The sequence below is a fragment of the Alistipes dispar genome (assembly GCF_006542685.1).
In the GTDB taxonomy this organism is placed as follows: domain Bacteria; phylum Bacteroidota; class Bacteroidia; order Bacteroidales; family Rikenellaceae; genus Alistipes; species Alistipes dispar.
This window is the reverse complement of the sequence record NZ_AP019736.1, coordinates 2,068,898-2,087,317: the sequence shown is the minus strand read 5'-3', so window position 1 is coordinate 2,087,317 and position 18,420 is coordinate 2,068,898. Positions and strand designations below refer to the sequence as shown.

General features: G+C 63.6%; 12 protein-coding genes and 1 tRNA gene. 10 read left to right on the top strand and 3 right to left on the bottom strand.

The window, feature by feature from the left end:
- Window positions 1-13: 13 nt before the first annotated feature.
- From FME97_RS08795 to FME97_RS08760, 8 genes are all read left to right on the top strand, one after another.
- Window positions 14-2,191 (top strand): SUMF1/EgtB/PvdO family nonheme iron enzyme, encoded by a 2,178-nt coding sequence (locus FME97_RS08795; protein ID WP_141429069.1) that lies wholly within the window; start codon window positions 14-16, stop codon window positions 2,189-2,191.
- Window positions 2,192-2,303: 112 nt separating this feature from the next.
- Window positions 2,304-4,364 carry an SUMF1/EgtB/PvdO family nonheme iron enzyme gene (locus FME97_RS08790; RefSeq protein ID WP_162502071.1) on the top strand — a complete coding sequence of 687 codons (2,061 nt, stop codon included), beginning with the start codon at window positions 2,304-2,306 and terminating at the stop codon, window positions 4,362-4,364.
- A 267-nt stretch (window positions 4,365-4,631) separates the two neighbouring features.
- Entirely contained in the window at window positions 4,632-7,457 is a 2,826-nt protein-coding gene (locus tag FME97_RS08785) for a TonB-dependent receptor (RefSeq protein ID WP_141429066.1), read from the top strand.
- 3 nt (window positions 7,458-7,460) lie between these two features.
- Entirely contained in the window at window positions 7,461-7,865 is a 405-nt protein-coding gene (locus FME97_RS08780) for a hypothetical protein (RefSeq protein ID WP_141429064.1), read from the top strand.
- A complete protein-coding gene (locus tag FME97_RS08775; RefSeq protein WP_232522860.1) occupies window positions 7,862-9,394 on the top strand; it encodes a DUF6850 family outer membrane beta-barrel protein in 1,533 nt (510 codons plus the stop codon). Before FME97_RS08780 ends, FME97_RS08775 begins: the two co-directional genes overlap by 4 nt.
- Before the next feature lie 40 nt (window positions 9,395-9,434).
- A complete protein-coding gene (locus FME97_RS08770) occupies window positions 9,435-10,646 on the top strand; it encodes a DUF4876 domain-containing protein (RefSeq protein ID WP_141429062.1) in 1,212 nt (403 codons plus the stop codon).
- Window positions 10,647-10,812: 166 nt separating this feature from the next.
- A complete protein-coding gene (locus FME97_RS08765) occupies window positions 10,813-12,921 on the top strand; it encodes a M6 family metalloprotease domain-containing protein (RefSeq protein WP_141429060.1) in 2,109 nt (702 codons plus the stop codon).
- A gap of 5 nt (window positions 12,922-12,926) precedes the next feature.
- On the top strand, window positions 12,927-13,349 hold the full coding sequence (locus tag FME97_RS08760; RefSeq protein WP_141429058.1) for a hypothetical protein: 423 nt from the start codon (window positions 12,927-12,929) through the stop codon (window positions 13,347-13,349).
- Window positions 13,350-13,485: 136 nt separating this feature from the next.
- Here FME97_RS08760 and FME97_RS12660 read toward each other — a convergent pair whose 3' ends face one another.
- The 3 genes from FME97_RS12660 to uvrC form a co-directional block, all read right to left on the bottom strand.
- Window positions 13,486-13,779 (bottom strand): DUF418 domain-containing protein, encoded by a 294-nt coding sequence (locus FME97_RS12660; RefSeq protein ID WP_141429055.1) that lies wholly within the window; start codon window positions 13,777-13,779, stop codon window positions 13,486-13,488.
- Window positions 13,753-13,836: transfer RNA gene (locus FME97_RS08750), tRNA-Leu, on the bottom strand. The genes FME97_RS12660 and FME97_RS08750 overlap by 27 nt, the downstream gene beginning before the upstream one ends.
- Window positions 13,837-14,097: 261 nt before the next feature.
- On the bottom strand, window positions 14,098-15,921 hold the full coding sequence (gene uvrC, locus FME97_RS08745) for an excinuclease ABC subunit UvrC (RefSeq protein WP_141429053.1): 1,824 nt from the start codon (window positions 15,919-15,921) through the stop codon (window positions 14,098-14,100).
- Window positions 15,922-16,040: 119 nt separating this feature from the next.
- Between uvrC and FME97_RS08740 the strand changes: the two genes are divergently transcribed.
- The gene (locus FME97_RS08740) at window positions 16,041-16,964 is read left to right on the top strand and encodes a hypothetical protein (protein WP_141429051.1); all 924 of its coding nucleotides are present in this window, start codon (window positions 16,041-16,043) and stop codon (window positions 16,962-16,964) included.
- 16 nt (window positions 16,965-16,980) lie between these two features.
- Complete coding sequence (locus FME97_RS08735; protein WP_141429049.1) at window positions 16,981-18,351, top strand: DUF5723 family protein; 1,371 nt, start codon at window positions 16,981-16,983, stop codon at window positions 18,349-18,351.
- The last annotated feature ends 69 nt before the right edge of the window (window positions 18,352-18,420 follow it).

Genomic DNA, 18,420 nt, shown 5'->3' with positions numbered 1-18,420 from the left:
AAACAATCGCATTATGAAACGTATCTTCCAGTATGGCTTCGCCCTCGCGCTCGCGGCGTGCTCCTTCGCGGCGTGCAGCGACGACGACACCGGCGAAAACGGTGTCAAGACCGATGTGACTCTCTCCCCCTCGACCTCTCTGACAGGCGTGAGCTTCTCGGCCAACACGCTCAACGTAAGCAATAACGGCATCTATCCCTCGGCCTCGATCGCCGTCAAGAAGGCCGACGGTTCGGCCCTGAGCGGCGTAACGCTCCAGGTCGAACTGTCGAACAACAGCGCCTCCGAAGAGTGGTGCCAGATCGAACCGAAGAACAATGCGCTGCAATTCACCGTCCAGCCCTACGAAGGCGGCGAAGCGGCCCGTTCGATCGACGTGCGCCTCACAGGATCGGGCAACGGCGTCTCGATCAACCCGTTCACCTTCAAGGTCGTGCAGGCTCCCACACCCAAGAGCGCCGAAGCCCACATCCTCGACTTCTCGATCCCGGAGCAGACCCAGCCCGCCGAAATCGACTACGAGAAGATGACGATCACGGTGAACGTGCCGTTCGGAACCGACGTCACGGCCCTGACGCCCGAAATCGAGATTTCGGCCGGAGCCAGCGTGTCGCCGGCCAGCGGCGAGGCGCAGGACTTCTCCCAGCCGGTGAAATACACCGTGACGGCCGAAGACGGAATCACCAGGCAGGAATACCAGGCCGCCGTGGTGGTCGAGGAGGAGAAGAGCCATGAAGCCGAGATCCTCGAGTTCACGGTTCCCGGACAGATCGGCAAGGCCGAAATCGGCGAAAACACCGTCAAGGCGGTGATGAAGGCGGGTACGAACCTCTCGTCGCTGGCTCCGGTCATCAAGGTTTCGGAAGGCGCCAAGATATCCCCCGCCAGCGGCAGCACGCAGGACTTCTCCCAGCCGGTGAAATACACCGTGACGGCCGAAGACAGCAAAACCACCCGGGAATACACCGTCACGCTGACCGTCGGCGGCGAAGTGGTGCTCGACACCTCCGCAGAGCCCGCCGCAGGCGTAACCCTCTCGGGCAACAACTATACGGTCGTGGCGGGAGGCGCCGCAGCGGCCACGACGGTCAAGGTATCGCTGACCTATTCGGGCAGCCCGATCGCCGACCTGACGGGCTACACCTTCGCGGTCGAGGCCACCGACGCCAAGTCCGGCGCAGCGGCCGCCTGGGTGAAGGTCAGCCAGGTGGACGCGTCCGGCGCATTCACCTTCACGGTCGATCCCAACACCGATGAGAACGCCCGCCGCGCCACGATCGCCGTATCGTGCACCGACAACTCGGGAGCCAAGCTTTTCGGCAGCGGCTCGGTCGGCATCTCGCAGGACGGAACCAAGGTCGGCGCGCAACTCATCGAGCTCATAGACGTTCCGGGCGGCCGTTTCCTGCAAGGCGACAGCCCCGATCCGACAAGCGTCATCGGGAACGCCCGCTACTGCAACCTCACGTCGTTCTCGATCGGCAAATACGAGGTGACGCAGGCGCAGTTCGAGGAGGTGATGGGCTTCAACCCCTCGGAGTTCAAGAAGGAAGGAGCCACCCACCCGGTCGAAAGCGTTTCCATCTGGGATGCCATGCAGTTCTGCGACGAACTGAGCAAACGCGAAGGCTACACGACTTTCTACAACCTCTCCGACATCCAGTACGGACAGGACGGCAGCGGCCGCATCCTCACGGCCACGCGCAACTGCGACATGAGCGCGACGGGATACCGCCTGCCGACGCTGGCCGAATGGGAGTATGCGGCCAAGGGCGGCGCAGAGGGAATCGCCCAATACAGCTATCTCTACGCCGGAGGCGACAACCCGCTCGAAATGGGCTGGTGGCGCGAGAACGAGGGCGAGAAGACGCACCCCGTGGGCGAGAAACCGGCCAATCCGATCGGAATCCACGACATGTGCGGAAACGTCGGAGAGTGGAACCACGACTGGTACGAGCGCCCCTACATGAGCGACTTCCCCTCGACCGACGAGGTGACCGATCCGTTCGGGCCTGACGAGCCGTGCGATGCGGACGACCTGGCATTTATCCGCGGCGGCGACTACGACACGTCGAGCGAATGGAACCTGCGTATCACCTACTGGAGTCTGCAAGCCGGCGGTATCGACATGAATCCCAACAACATGTGCCGCCAGTCGGGAATCGGATTCCGCGTCGTGATCCGCCGCTGATCCGTCCTGCCGGCCCTCGACGGAAGGGGTCGGGTCCATGCGGCCCCTTCCGTTCTTCACGCCTCCAGCCGAGGAGGCGCTCCCTTCCCCATCATCCATCAAAAAAACGACCATGAAAAAATTCCGCAATATCCGGCGAATCTTCGCCATGGGGATTTTCGCCGCGGCGGCCCTCGCCGCATGCAGCGACGACCCCGACACCCCCGACCCCGTGACGTTGGGATTCGCACCGCTTTCCGGTGTCGAAAACGTCGTCTTCTCTCAGAACAAGCTCACCGTCACCGCCTCCGGCGCGACGGTCTCGATCGGCCTCACGGACGAGGAGGGCGGTGCGATCAGCAACCTCAATCTGGCGGCGAAGGTCTCCGGGACGGGCGAAACCGCCTGGTGCAAGGCCTCGGTGGAGGCCGGCAAGCTCCGCCTTGCGATCGACCCCTACACCGACAAGGAGACCGAACGCACGGCCGACGTCGAGGTGTTCTCCGACGCCACCTACGTCACGCCCGTCTCGCTGACGGTCGTACAGAAGGCGCAGCCCAAGCTGACCGCCTCCTCCATCACGGCCTTCTCGTTCGAGGAGCAGAGCGGCCCGGCGACGATCGACCAGGAGGCCCTGACGATCGCCGTCACGGTCACCCGCGGCACGGACGTCACCAGGCTCGTTCCGACCATCGAGGTATCGGAAGGCGCGACCGTCTCTCCCGCCAGCGGCGCCGAGCAGGACTTCTCCCAGCCGGTCAAGTACACCGTGACGGCCGAGGACGGAAAGTCGCGGAGCGAATACACGGTCACCGTTTCGGTCGCCAAGAGTTCCGAAGCCAGGCTGCTGTCGTTCAGGGTGACGACCGAACCGGTGGTCGAAGGCATCATCGACGAGGAGAATCACACCGTGCTGCTCAAAGTCCCCTACTCCGACCAATGGCCCTGGTATTACACCTATCAGGAATACGAAATCTCCGAAGGGGCCTCCGCCGGAGAGATTCAGTTCGTGGATTCGTGGGACAGCTCCTTCAAGGACCCGGCGACCATCACCATCACGGCCGAAGACGGCGTAACGCAGGTGACCTATACGATCATGGCCGAAATGCTGCCCAACCCGAATGCCGAGATCACCCGGATGCTCTTCCTCGACCCGGAGACCTCCGCACCGACCCCGGGCGTTTACAGCGCCCTGCTCGACGCCGAAGCCAAGACGATCACCATTTACGTCAGACCGGACCTCGACCGCTCGTCGCTCACACCGACGATCAATTGTTCGGCCAACGCCGAACTCACGCCCGCCTCGGGTACGGCCCAGAACTTCTCCTCGCCGGTCAAATACACCGTCACCTCCGAGGACGGCCAGACCACGGTCGAATACACCGCCACGGCAGTCGAACTGACCGACGTACAGGTGGAGACGGTCGATGTCGAGGCCGGCAGCTTCATCCTCGGCGATCACCCGAAATCCCCCAAAGAGAACAAGCACGAAGTGACGCTGACGAAAGATTTCGCCATCGGCAAATACGAAATGACGCAGGACGTTTTCTCCAAAGTGATGGGATTCAACGAATCGACGGTCATGGGTGACGACCTTCCGGTGACCGGCGTCACGTGGTACGACGCTGCGGAGTTCTGCAACCGGCTGAGCGAAATCAAGGGGCTCGAACCGGCCTACCGGTTCGAACAGGTCACCTACAAGCAGGGAAGCGGACGCATCTCCTCGGCCGTCGTAGTTTACGACCACTCCTCGGCCGCGGGCTACCGTCTGCCGACCGACGCCGAATGGGAGTTCGCGGCACGCGGCGGCAACAGGTCGGAAAACTACGTGTATGCCGGCGGCGACGACGCCAACGAAGTCTCCTGGAACCGGAACAACGCGAAGGACGAGCAGCCGCACCCCGTGGGGACCAAGCAACCCAACGAGCTGGGCATCCACGACATGAGCGGCAACGTCTATGAATGGGTGTACGACTGGAAATGGCCGTACGGAAAGGAACCGACCGGACCGGAAACGGACCCCACGGGAGCTCCGGGTCCCGAAGGGCTTCCTTCGTGGGAGGACTACCGCTACCAGCGGGGCGGCGACTTCAAATGCTCCGACTCGTCGATCTATTACATCTACAGCCGTATCAATACGCCGGATTCGAAAGGAGACGGCATCGGATTCCGCATCGCCCTCACCAAAAAATAAAAAGTTCACATTCTTACCGGGCGTCCGGGATTCCCTTCCGAGGGGATCCCGGATTTTTCGTATCCGCCTCTTTCCGGGTCCGGAACAGGTTTCCGGAGAAAGGTCCGGACCGACGGACGGACCGGCGGACGGACAGCACCCGCCCCGGAAAACCGGAAGGGCATCCCAAAATACGGCTCCCTCTTTCGGAGTAGGTTTCCGACGCAAATTACCTATTATTGGGGATTGCCGCTTTTTCGGCCTCCCTCTACCTTTGTGCTCGGAATTATGTGGTGCAAGACGAAATATCTACTGATCCTTCCGGGCCTCTTCCTTTCCCTCGCCGCCGGAGCGCAGCGGCGCCCGGCCAATGACGCGGGAATCACGTTCGAGGTAACCGATTCGCTGAAAAATCCGCTCCAGTACGCCACCGTGGCGCTGAAGGCCGTTCCCGATGCGGGAAAGCCGCCTTACGCCGCCACGACCGACGCGGCCGGCAAATGCGGTTTCGCGCTCCCCGCCGGAAGCTACGAGGTCACGGTCTCCTACATCGGATACGCCACGCAGCGCACGACGCTCACCGTCCCGTCCGGAAGCGCGATCTACCGGGTCGTAAGGCTTCGGGCCGTATCGACGGAAATCCGCGACGTGGTCATCACGGCCACCGAAGTCCGGGGACCCGTCTCGGCCGTGCACATCGGCCGCGAGGCGATGCAACACCTCCAGCCGTCGAGCTTCGAGGACCTGCTCGAACTGCTCCCCGGCGGAAGGGCGTCGGATCCGGCCTTCTCGGCATCGAACCACATTCGCCTGCGCGAAGCGGCCTCCTCCGACGCCGACTACGCCACCTCGTCGCTGGGCGTCTCGTTCGTCATGGACGGGCGGCCGCTCTCGAACGACGCGGCGATGCAGTACGGAGGCTCCCTGTCGAGCGGCATGACGAGCGACAACGGCGTTCCCGTATCGCTCAACGCCGGAATCGACATGCGCACGCTCCCCACGGACGAAATCGCCTCGGTGGAGATCGTGCAAGGCATCCCCTCGGTCGAATACGGCGACCTGACGAGCGGACTGGTGAAGATCAAGCGCAAGGAGGGCGGCCGCAACCTCGAGGCCCGCTTCAAGGCCGACCTGAAGAGCCAGCTCCTCTACGTCGGCAAGGGATTCGAGTGGGGCGGGAAGGCCGACCTGCTGACGATGAACGTCGGCGCGAACTACCTCGACGCCCGCGCCGACCCGCGCAACACGCGGCAGAACTACCGCCGCATGACCGGTTCGTGGCGCATGAAAAAACGCTGGGAAACCGCTTCGGACTACCGCTACACGCTGGGCGGCTCGATCGACTACACCGGATCGTTCGACCGCATCAAGAGCGACAAGGACATCGACGAAGGGGTGTCGGGGCGCCCGCTGGAACGTTACAAGGCGAGCTACAACAGCCTTTCGGCCGCATTGAACTTCTCGGCGGCGGCCAAGGAGCAATCCGCCTTTTTCCGCAGTTTCGACCTCTCGGCCTCCGTCGATGCGGACTTCGACATCACCGACCGCTGGAAATACATGATCGCCAGCGCCAACGTACCGATCCGCACGGCGCTGGAGGAGGGGGTCTGCGACGCCGAGATCCTGCCTTCGCGCTACGAGGCCACCCTGCGCGTGGAGAGCAAGCCGTTCTACGCCTTCGCCAAGGCGATGGCGCTCTTCGCGGCGAACACCCGCTCGACGCGCAGCACGCTGCGCGCGGGCGCCGAGTGGTCGATGGCTAAGAACTACGGCGGCGGACTGCTCTACGACATAACGCGCCCCATCACCGAACTGATGTCCACCCGCCCGAGACGCTACGACGCGCTCCCGGCCCTGCACCGGCTCTCGGCCTTCGTGGAGGACAACACCGTGATCCGGGCCGGGAAATGGCGGATCGAGGCCATGGCGGGTCTGCGCGCGACGGCCATGGCCAACCTCGGAAGCCGCTATGCGCTTCAGGGCAAAATCTATCTGGATCCGCGCCTGAACCTCTCCGTCTCGCTGCCGGCATTCGAAGTGGCGGGCGATCCGATGCGTCTCACCCTCTCGGGAGGCACGGGCTGGCACACCAAAACCCCGACGCTCGACCAGCTCTTTCCCGACCCGGTCTATTTCGACTACACGCAACTGAACTATTTCCCCGAGGACCCGGAACTGCGGCGCATCAACCTGATCGTTTACAAATACGATCCGACAAACTACGGTCTGCTGGCCGCCCGCAACTTCAAATGGGAGGTCCGCGGCCGGGCGGAATGGGCCGGATTCGGGCTGTCGCTGGGCTACTTCCGGGAGGACATGACCTCGGGATTCCGCACCTCGTCACGCCCCCTCGCCTTCACGTTCCGCGACTACGACGAGACGGCCATCGACGCCTCGGCGCTCACGGGGCCGCCGTCGCTCGAAGGACTTCCCTACGAGGAGAAAAAGCGGCTGGCGCTGGCCGGCTGCACGACCAACGGCAGCCGGACGCTCAAGCAGGGCGTCGAGTTCACCTTCTCGACCCCGCGCATCCGTCCGCTGGCCACGAAACTCATCGTCTCGGGCGCCTACTTCCGGACCGACTACGAGAACAGCGAGCCGCAGTACATCTCCACCTCGGTCGTGGTGACGGGCGGCGAACCCTACCCCTACATCGGCCTTTACGACAAGGAGGACAGCTTCTACAACGAGCTGTGCAACACCAATTTCCTGTTCGACACGCAGATTCCGCGGCTGGGGATGATCTTCTCCACCTCGTTCCAATGCCAATGGTTCACCGGACGGAAACGGCAGTGGACCGATCCGCGCCCGGCGAGTTACCTGGACACCGACCTCAGGGAACACCCCTTCACCGACGAATCGGCCGCCGACGGCATCCTGCAACACATGATAAAGGACGACGTCAGCGACATCGCGTACCTCTACGACCTCACGCCGTTCAGCATGTACGTGAACCTCAAACTATCCAAACGCCTCTACCGAGACAGGCTCACCGTGGCGGTATTCGTGAACCGGCTGTTCGACTACAGCCCCTCGTACATCAACGTATCGGGCGGGCGGACGCGCCGCTACTCCGATCCCTATTTCGGCATGGAGGTCAATTTCAAACTCTGAGACATGATCCGACACCGCATCATACGCACGCTCTGCTGCCTGCCCCTGCTGCTGCCGGCAGCCTGCGAACACCCCGACGGGAACGAACTCTTCACCGAGGTCTCCATCCGGCTCGTGATGCCGGACAGCCGCCCCGTGGAGAGGCTCGAAATCCTCACGGACATCTCCTATTTCTACAACCTGAACACCTACGAACGCACGGCGTTCCCGGAAACGGTGGAACGGAACCGGACGACCGTCCGGCTCCGCCGGGGCATCTACAACTTCATCGTCGAAGCCCGGGCGACCTACGCCGACGGCACGACGCGCCGGCTGTACTGCGCCGACCATGCCAACGACAGGGCGAAAGCCGTCACGTGGGTGAACGGGCAGGAATCGGCGGTCCTGTTACTCCAAGCCAACCGATGAGACCCGACGCCATGAAAGCCGCACTGCTGACAATCCTGTTTCTGCTGCCCCTCCCGGCGGCCGCCCGGACCGACTCGACGGCGTTCCGGCGCGACACGGCGGGAATCTCCGAACGCGCATCGCTCGCCGAGGCGGAGGCGGAGCACGCCACGGCCCGGTTCTACGAAGCGTCGCCCGCCGCCGCGCTCCGACGCCCGAACCGGTCGCTCTCGCAACTGGCCGTGCGCATGAATCTGCGCCGGGAGGAAGAGGCGCGGCTGCAACCGCTCGGCGACGGAGCGCTCGACGGCGGATTCTACGCCGAAAGTTTCCGCCGCCTCGACGACCGGAGCGTCGTCTGGGCCGACGCCCGGTACGTGCGCGGCAACCGCCGCAACGTCCGCTGGAACTCCACGGCCGACTACCTGCTGCTCTATCCCTATATCGTGGCGGATTCCGTGGGCGGCGACCTCACGACCGAGGAGTACGCCTTCGGCGGCGGCTACGCCCGGCGGATCGGCCGCTTCGACATCGCCCTGCGGGGCGACTACCGCGCCGCGCAGGAGTACCGGCAGGTCGATCCCCGGCCTCACAACGTCGTCTCGGACTTCACGGTCCGGCTCGGCGCCGGCATGGAGCTCGGACGCAGCGTGCTGATCCTCGACCTCAGGGGACGGCTCTACAAACAGAACTCGAGAATCTCCTTCTTCAACGAAACCAACACCGTGCGCGAGCTCTTCATGGCCGGACTGGGCAGCATCCTGCAACGCTACTCGGGGAAATCGGGCAGCACGCTCACCGCCTATACCGGCCGCGGATACGCCGTGGCGGCGCAGCTCATGCCGCACCGTCCCGAAGGGTGGTACGCCCGCGCCGAATACAGCCGGTTCACCACGGACCGGAACTACCGACCGAACAACTCCATCCCCGTCAGCACCCTCCGCACGCAGCGGGGCGAAGCGCACGTCGCCTACCGCGCCGGACGCTGGAGCCTCGGGGCGTATGCGGCCCGCTCGCAACGGCTGGGGATCGAAATGGTCGCCGACCGCACCGGACAGGGGACGCCCGTGGACCGGCAGGCGATGTACGAGAACCGCATCTGGCAGGCCGGGGCCGAAGCGACCGTCGAATGGCGGCGCGGCAACCGCCGCTATGCGCTCCGCCCCGGCGTCGAATGGCAGCAGTCTGCGGCCGAATACCTCTGGCCGGCGCGCGAAATGACGCTCTCGCGGCTCGGAGGTTCGCTCCGGGGCCATGCGGAATGGCTCTTCGCCCGCTGGAGGTTCAAAGCCTCGCTCGGCATAGGCTGCTACGGAGCCCCTTCCGGAACGCTCTCGCTCCCCGGGCTGGCGGACTACCTGGCCGAATACCTGACCGGCACGGCCGAACGGCTGAACAGCCGGACACTGGCCCCCGAGGCGGGCTTCCGCGCCGAACGCCGCCTGCGGGGACGCACCGCCTGCTTCGCGGAGGCCGGCTGGAGCCCCCGCCTCTACGAAGGAGGCTTGGCGGAACACAACCTCACGGCGGCCTGCGGATTCCTGTTCTGACAATTCATTCCATCATTACAAACCAATAAAAAACAAACGTATGAAAAAACTGATCTACATGCTGGCGGCGGCCGCCCTCGTCTCGGCCGGCGCCGTATCCTGCTCGGATGAGAAAACCGACGATCCCGTGGAACCCGTAACGGTATCGTCCTCGATGCGTCTGAACGGCGGCAACGTACTGGTGAACGTTCCGGAGGCGGATTTCGACGTCTCGATCCCGGACGAGGCGAGCTCGTGGGTGGGCGTAAACGAAGCCGAAACGGAAGGCAGGACGCTGGTGCTCGAAGTGGCCAAAAACGAAACGGGCGCCGAACGGCAGACGACCGTGACCGTGACGCGCAAGGGCCGGAGCGACCTGCTGGCCACGGTGACGATCAAACAGAGCAACGTGGCCGCAAAGAACGGCGAGTTCGTCATCGAGGAGATCTACTTCACGGGCACGGCGCTGCCCGAGACCGGAAGCCCCGACAAATATCAGGGCGACCAATACATCAAAATCCGCAACAACACGGACGAGGACCTCTATGCCGACGGCATGCTGCTGATCCTGCAAAGCTCGGTGCTCTCCAACATGGAGGGCGAGATCCCCGCAGCGGTCGATTTCCGCGAAGAGTATTGCGCCGGACAGGCCTTCTACGCCATTCCGGGCAGCGGCCGCGACGTACCGGTCAAGGCCGGCGAATCACTGATTATCGTCAATAACGCCCAGAACCACCTCGAGAGCAACCCCGACTCGTGGGACGCCACGACCGCCGACTTCGAGTGGTACGACGAATCGTCGAACGACAACTTCCTGGACACCGACAACCCGGCCGTTCCCAACCTCGACAAATGGTATGCCCAGACACTGACCGTGCACAGCCTGCACAACCGGGGCGCCTACGGCATCGCGATCGCCATGCCTCCCGCAGGCACGACCGGCGAACAGTTCCTGCAGGACCACCCGATCGGCGACGGATACTACTACTCGCCGAACGGCTCCGACTACGAAATGCCCATCAAGGGCTACTTCGTTCCCAACGAGTGGGTGCTCGACGCCGTGAACACGGGCGGACGCAACACTTTCGGCATGGCTCCCTGGGGCACATCGCTCGATGCGGGCTACACCTGGTGCGGCACGGAGGATTCGGACCCCGACCGGTTCAACAAGTCGGTGATCCGCAAGACCGGCGCCGACGGCAAACTCGTCGATACGAACAACTCGTCGAACGACTTCACGCCGAACACGACACCTTCGCTGCTGGCGAAATAGAGGCTCCGGGCACACCGAGGGAACCGTCCGGTCCCCCGGCGCGCATCCGGCGAAAAGAAACGGCAAACCGATCCGCGCGATCGGTTTGCTTTTTCAAAATTAAAGAGTTACCTTTATACGCACGATCCGGTCCTCCCGGACAATCGCTCACCCTTAACGACATGCCATGCAACGCCACATTCTCCCATTCGTACTGGTGCTTTCGGCGCTGACGCTCGGCCGCGCACCGGTCCGGGGCGTACCGGCCTACCCCCGCCCGGTGCGCATCACCCAAAGCGACGGCTCGCAACTGCTCGTCCGCATCGTCGGCGACGAGCGTTACCACTATTTCCTCTCCGAAGAGGGATACACGCTCACGGGCGGCGCGGACGGCGATCTTTACTACGCCTCGCGCAACGCCGAGGGGCGGCTCGTTCCCACGCAGGTAAAGGCCCGACCGGTCGGTGCGCTTTCGGCCGGAGAACGCGCCCTCGTCGCCAAACTGGGTCCCGGGCTCAAACCGACCTACGTGCGCACGATGGAACGCCCCGCCCGCCTGCAATCCCCTGCCACCCCGGACGAAGCGGCCGCCGCCGAGGGCAAACCCTCCGCACCGCGCCGAATCTCCTCCGCGACGACCGTCGGAAAGCTCCGGTCGCTGATCCTGCTCGTGGAGTTTCCCGACCGAACGTTCGTATCGGGCAGCGCGCAGCAGGACTTCCACGACCTGCTCATGCAGGACAATTACAGCGTAAACGGCGCCACGGGCAGCGCATGGAACTACTACCACGACAACTCCAACGGACGCTTCGACCCGGAATTCGTCGTCGCGGGCCCCTACCGCGCCTCCCGCGAGGCGGCCTACTACGCCGGATCGGACGGGACGGACAACACCCCGGAACTGATCGTCGAGACATGCCGTCTGGCCGACGACGAAATCGACTTCTCGCAGTTCGCCGACGACGGCGTGATCCGCGACGTCTTCGTGTTCTACGCGGGACACAACCAGGCCGAGACGGCCGACCCGCAGACGATCTGGCCACACCGGTGGGACGTGCAGGGCGACCCGCGCTACCGGGATGTCCTGCTGGACGGAGTGCAGCTCGCAGGCTACGCCTGCTCGTCGGAACTGAACGCCGACCGCGTGATGGCCGGCATCGGGACCTTCTGCCACGAATTCGGCCACGTGCTCGGCTGGCCCGACTTCTACGACACGGACTATGCGGGCTCGGGCGGCAACGCCCCGGCGCTCGAATCGTATTCGCTCATGTGCAGCGGCAGCTACAACAACGACGGACGCACGCCCCCGGCACTCAACATCCTGGAGCGCTGGATGGTCGGATGGGCCGAACCGGAAGAGATCGCCGACGGGGGCGATCTGGAGCTGGGGCCCGTCACCAACGACGAAGGATATCTCGTGCGCACGCCGACCGACAACGACTATTTCCTGCTCGAAAGCCGCGATCCGGCGGGCAACAAGTGGGACCGGCACATCCCCGACGTCGGAGAGGGCGGGATGCTCGTTTACCACGTGGACTACACACCGGCATACGCCTCCAGGTGGCACACGGGCAACTCACTGAACTGCAACCCGGGCCACGAGTGCATGAAACTCGTGCGGTCGGTTCCGTCCTCCTACGGAACGCAGAGCGCCGGACGGACCTTTTTCCCGGGAACGGACGACGTCCGGAGCCTCTCTCCGGGCAGCAACAGACACTACGTCTCCTGGAAGAACGAAGCGCCCGGCGCGGCGTTCGGCGAGATCGAACGCTCCGGCGGACATATCCGGATGAAGGCCAGGAAGACCGCCGCACTCGAAATCACGGCCGAAGCCCGGCAGTACGACGCCCTGCTGACGTGGGACGGCGCTCCCGAAAGCGAATGGAAGGTAAGCTGGGGCCGGTCGGGAAGGACGGAAGGCGAACGGACCGTGCGCGGAAACGCCCTCCACATCGGCGGCCTGCTGCCCGCCATGACCTATTCGGCGACCGTCACGCTCCTCTCGGACGAGAGTTCCAGCAGTCGGACGCTGTCGTTCACGACATCGCCCATCTCCACGCAGAACGGCGTGCATATCGCCGTGCCGGCCGACGGATTCTCGCACGACCAGCCCGTCGCGCTGAGCGTCCTCGACTACCCCCGCCGGATGGAAAGCGTCGCATGGTACATCGACGGAGAGCGGACCGAGGAGACCTACGTCACGCTCCCGGCCGGGGAACACCGTCTGACGGCCGTCGTCACCGAAGCCGAAAGCGGCTCGGAGCAGTATCTCATCAAATACATCACCGTAAAATGAACGCCATGAAAATCGGAAAATTCCTGCTTCCCGCCCTGCTGCTCACCGCGGGAGGTGGTTGCTCGAAAGATACCGCCGACGAAGAGCTCAGGACCCAGCGCAAGGCGCTGCTCACGGCCGAGACGCCCGGCGTCTATCGCAACGGCAAGCCCGTGTTCCTCTTCGACCGGGAGAGCCACCAGTTGCTCGCCGACCCGTCGCAATGCCTTTTCCGCATTCAGGACGACGAGGGACGGCAGTACGTCTCCCTCCGGCTGGAGGCGATGCCTGCCGAGGGCGAGAAAAGCGCCGCGACGATCTCGGAGAACATGGAACTGGGTCTGGGCGACGCAGGCGACATGGCGTCGGTCGGCTCGGACGGGGAGTATCTCCGCCTCTGGTCGGACCAGACGCGCATCGGATTCGTCTTTCCGCGCGTCATGCCGTAACGCGCGACGCGAGCCGGAAACGAGCGAAACGTTTGCCGCAAACGCACGCAAGGCGGCGACATTTGCGGCAGACAGGCGGACCGGCCGCCTGCGACAAAGCACCCGGCAGAAGAGAGGAACGGCCGGAAACTCCGGCTCACCGAGCCGACGGCCGCCACGACATGCGTGTCCCCGTCCGCCACAGCCGTTCCACAGGACCGAAACGGAACCGTCGCAGCCAGCGGTGGCTCAGCGCGATCTGCACCGTCGTACAGGCCAGACAGGCCGCAACGCTGAAAAAGACGCCCGGACACTCCCGGTCCGGACCGGCCGCAAAATGTCCCCGGCCGCGGATTCCGTCGCAGAACGGCAGAAACGAAACTTCCGGACAGTCGTTTTTCGACTGTCCGGAAGTTTTCCTCTGTACCCGGAGCCGGGGTCGAACCGGCACGACATTGCTGTCATTGGTGTTTGAGACCAACGCGTCTACCGATTCCGCCATCCGGGCAGTGTCGCCTGCGCAGGCGGATCGTTCCGCCTCCGACGCATACGCGATGAATCGGGAGGACAAAGATAGGAGATTTTCGCAACTTTTCAAAAAATAAGCCGATTTTTCCCGAAGGGAACCTCCGCACGGCCGCAATCGAGTTGCCGGGAACCGGCCGCGATCCGGTCGGCAACGCCCGGAAACAGCCGCTTCCGGCAGCCTCCACACCGGATATTCGGAGGGGGGGGGACGGACAGCACACGGCGGACGGAAATCCGGGGACTACCGCCCGAAATACGCCAGGATCTTCTTCGCCTTCGCCGGGCCGACGAGCGCCGACAGCTCTTCGGCCGGGGCCGTGCGGACCTTCTCCACCGTGCGGAAATGGCGCAGAAGCGTTCGGATCGTCCGTTCGCCCACCCCTTCGATCCGCTCCAGTTCGCTATGGATAAAGTCCTTGCTGCGTTTCTGACGGTGGAACGAGACGGCGAAACGGTGCACTTCGTCCTGGATATGCGTCAGGAAATGGAAGAGCGGCGAGGTGGGGCGCACGCCGACCAGCAGCGGCGGGAAACCGCAGTAGAGTTCGGAAGTGCGGTGGCGGTCGTCCTTGGCCAGTCCGGCGATGGGAATGTCCAGCCCCAGCCGCTCCAGCACCTCATGGATCACCCCCATCTGCCCCTTGCCGCCGTCGGCGATAACGAGGTCGGGCAACTCGGCCCCCTCGGCCATGAGGCGCGTATAACGCCGGAAGACCACCTCGCGCATCGAAGCGTAGTCGTCGGGGCCCTCGACGGTCCTGATATTGAAATGACGGTACTCCTTGCGGGAGGGTTTCCCGTCGCGGAACACCACGCACGAAGCCACCGGATGCGCCCCCTGCAAATTCGAGTTGTCGAAACACTCGATATGCCGCGGCGGACGGTCGAGACGCAGCTCCTTCTGCAAGGCGTTCAGCAACCGTTCGGTGTAGCGCTCGGGATTCCGGATTTCGAGATTCCTGAGCTGCTCGGCGCGGTAGATACGGGCGCTCTTGCGCGAAAACTCCAGCAGGTCGAGCTTCTCGCCCCGCTTGGGCACGGTGAAGGTCACGCCGTCGAAGAGCAGCGTCGTCGAGGGCAGGAACGGCACGATCACCTCGCGGGCCAGCTCGCCCCCGGCAATGTGTTCGACGATATGCTGTATGGCCAGCGTCAGCATGTCGCGCTCGTCGGCTCCCACGCCCGTCGAGAGTTTCACCGTCGAGACGCCCACCACCGAGCCGTGGCGGATGCGCACGAAGTTGCACCACGCCGCGTCGTCGTCCGGCAGCAGCGAGAAGACATCGACATCGACGATCCGCGCGCTGACGATCACCGACCGACCGGCGTAGTTGTCCAGCGCGTCGAGCCGCTGCTTGTAGCGCTGCGCCGCCTCGAAGCGCAGCTCCCCCGCCGCACGTTCCATCTCCCCTTCGAGATACTGCCGCACGGGGCGCAGATCGCCGCGGAGCACCGAGACGACCAGCTCCACCTGCCGGGCGTACTCCTCCTCGCTCTGCAAACCGACGCAGGGCCCCTTGCAGTTGCCCAGATGGTATTGCAGGCAGACCGAATAGCGTCCCCGGGCGATCTGTTCGGGCGAAAGATTGAGTTTGCACGTGCGCAGCGGGACCACCTCGCGGATGAAGTCCAGCACGCTGCGCTGCATCATCACCGACCCGTAGGGACCGAAGTACTGCGAGCCGTCGCGCAACAGCGTGCGCGTGGACTGCACGCGGGGAAACGCCTCGCGCCGCACGACGATCCACGGATAGGTCTTGTCGTCCTTGAGCAGGATGTTGTAACGCGGCTGGAGGCTCTTTATCAGGGAGTTTTCGAGCAGCAGGGCATCCGTCTCGCTCCCGACGACGATGTGACGGACGGCGGCGATCTGGCGGACCAGCACCCGCACCTTCGCGCTGTGCTCCTTCGACTGCACGAAATAGGACGAAACGCGCTTGCGCAGGCTCTTGGCCTTGCCCACGTAGATAACCGTCCCGCGGCGGTCCACGAACTGATAGACGCCGGGCGAGAGCGGCAGCAGAGCCACCTGCTCCTTCAGATCGGATTTCTCGGATGCGGCCATAGACGCTGCAAATGTAACAAATATCCCGCAAAGACGGACCGCATATACAAAAACGTCCGATATTTTGTTTTATTTATCGGAACTTTCTACCTTTGCGCCCGAAATCAACACTTGTCCCTATGAGAACCCTTTCCCTGTTGCTCCTCTCCGGAGCGCTCATGACGGCGTGTGTCGATCGGGATTACGATTTGAGCGACCTCGATTTCGACAACGTCGCCATCGGCGACGAAAATTCCGAATTCCGGATTCCGCTCGCCACCGTGCAGGTTTCGATGGATGAAATCGCCGAAAACGGCGTGAACATCGAAGCGATCTTCCGGGAAGCCGACATCTGGCTGCCCTCTTCCGAAAAGGAAGTGAACCTCCCCGCCCTGACCGGCGACTCCGATTACCGCGACGGTCTTATCGGAAATACGATCGCCGAAATGCGGCAGAACCCGGAGAAGCTGGACGGAGTGGTCCGGCTGACCTACGAGAAATACTACGACGAGTTCGCCGGAGCGATCGGCATCGAAGAGTCCGGCATTCCGCTCGAAGAGTACACCGAGGCTTTCAAGACGGCGCTCGAGCTCTCCGCCGACGAAATCGAAACCCGGATCAAGCAGGTCGCCTCGGACTACCTCAGAACCATCGACATCGAACCGGTGGAGTACGAAATCGGCCATATCGACCTCGACGACGAGGTGATCGACATGCTCTCCGACAACCTCGACCCGGAGGGTACGCCCGATGCCAAGAATACGCTGCACATCTACGGCTCGATCTCGAGCCGTCTGCCGGTGACGATGCGGCTCGAACCGGTGTTCCTGCCCTCCGACGTCGCATTCGAAATCACGGTGGACGCCACGAAGGAGGAGAACGCCATTCCCTCAACGCAGCTCTACGCCGACGACCTGCGGCAGATCGTGGACGGAGCCACGATCCGCATTCCCATCGCGCTCGAAATCTATTACCGAGACCGCGGCTTCGACAACTCCGCGAAACAGCAAATCACCATCGACCTGCGGCTCGTAAAACGCGGCGGTCTGAAACTCGACATCTGATAAAAGCGCACCGAACATGAAAAAAATCCGCATTTTACTGGCGGCGCTTCTCGCAACGGTCGGCGCCGCAGCCCAGAACCCCTCGTCCTACTTCATGGAAGGCTCGACCTTCCGCAGCCAGCTCAACCCGGCCTTCGCACCGCAGCGCGGCTACGTGAACTTCCCCGTGCTGGGAGGCATCCAGGTCGGCATGAGCGGCAACATCTCGCTCGACAAGATCTTCTATCCCCGCGACGGGAAACTCGTGACGCTGCTCGACAGCTCCGTATCGGCCGCCGAGGCGCTTTCGGGCCTCAAGGACAAAAACCTGCTGGGGGCGGACACCCGCATCAACGTCATCGGATTCGGCGCCTACACGAAAAACCGCAAGAATTTCTGGTCGTTCGACCTCAACGTGCGGGTCAACGCCGAAGCCAACATCCCCTACTCGCTCTTCGACTTCATCAAGAACGGGCAGGAGGGGCGCATCAGCGACATCGGCGTAATCAGCGACTCCTACCTCGAGGCGGCCTTCTCCTATTCGTTCCCGCTGCTCGACGACCGCCTCTACGTCGGCGTGCGCGGCAAGTTCCTCGCCGGAATCGTCCGCGCGAAGTCCAACTTCAACCGCTTCGACGTATCGCTGAACGAGGACCGCTGGGCCGTCGAGGCCGACGGATCGCTCGACATTTCGGCCGCCGGGCTGGAGGCCACGACCGAGATGAACGACAGCGGCGAGATGGTTTACACATTCGACGACATCGACTTCAAGCCCACCAGCCCGACGGGTTACGGTTTCGCCGTCGATCTGGGCGCCACGTACGACATCCTGCCCGACCTGCAGGCTTCGCTGGCGATCAACGACCTGGGCTTCATCGGCTGGGGCAAGGGCAACACCCTTTCGGGCCGTTCGGTCAAGAACATGGAGTTCACGGGCGTCACCGTGGACGGCGAGGGCACGAGCTCGCAGCCCGACTTCAACCTCGACGTACTCGAATTCCAGAAGCAGGAGGCCAGCAGCGCGACGCGCATGCTGCGCGCCACGGTGAACGCCGGGCTCGAATACAAGATGTGGCAGAACCGCGCCAGCGTGGGCCTGCTCTACACGATGCGCTTCTGGGAATACAAGACGCTGCACAACATCACCGGGTCGGTCAATTTCCGCCCGATCGACTGGTTCCACCTCACGGGCAGCTACACGGTGATAGGCAACAACGGCGGCGCACTCGGCCTGGCGCTGAACCTCTGTCCGGGCTGGATCAATTTCTTCGTCGCCACCGACGTCCTGATGGCCAAGCACACCCCGCAGTGGATTCCGATCCGGCAAAGTTCGATGAACGTCACGCTCGGACTCGGCTTCCCGATCGGCAAGCGCGGCCACCGCGGCTGCCGCGACTACCTCCGCTGACGCGGCGCACATACGCCCAACCGGACGCCCGGACCCTCCGTAACGGAGAGTCCGGGCGTCCGCATAGAC